This window comes from Actinocorallia lasiicapitis, from assembly GCF_054778695.1.
The window spans coordinates 1-609 of record NZ_BAAGZI010000886.1; the positions used below are offsets into that span (position 1 = coordinate 1).

Here is a 609-nt window from a genome sequence, read left to right on the forward strand (position 1 = left end):
CCGCCGCGCCGAGGTCCGCCGCCGGCTGCTCGACGCGGCGGGGCCGCTGCGCCTGGTGACTCCCGCCGAGTGCGCGGCCATCGTCCGCGACGGCGGGGTGTCGACGATGAAGCTGGAGCAGCTCCTGCGGATCGACGGGGTTGAGGTCCACGAACCGGACCTGCTGCCGGCCACGCCGCCCTATCCCGGCTACCCCAAGGCGCAGGAGTCGCTGCAGGTCCTCGGGGCGCGGCATCTGATCGGGTTCCTGCTCGGCGACAGGGCCGGGCCGATCCGGATCTTCGGCGGGGTGACCTGCGCGGGCCACCCGGTCGATGACATGGCCGCCTACCAGGCGTTGCAGCAGGTCGCGGGCGAGTGGGCGCGGCGTCCCCGCGACACCAGCGCCACCCACGCCGAGACCGTGCTGGTCGGGTTGCGGACGGCGCTCCGCGAGGGGTGGCTGCACGATCTGCTCGGCTACGACCTGGTGGCGCGGCTGCGTGACCGGCGCGCCCAGCGGGCGTCGGACAGCGCGCTGATGGAGCTGGCCGTCCGGACCCTGCATCTCGATCCGGGCGAGGCCAGGCGGCTGGTGTTCGCGATCGGCCGCGAAGGCGGCGCGGGCGG

The 609-nt window shown here is 75.2% G+C and carries 1 pseudogene; it reads left to right on the plus strand.

The features are described 5' to 3' along the window. Positions 1-609: pseudogene (locus ACYVE7_RS35310) on the plus strand (hypothetical protein); the annotation flags it as partial.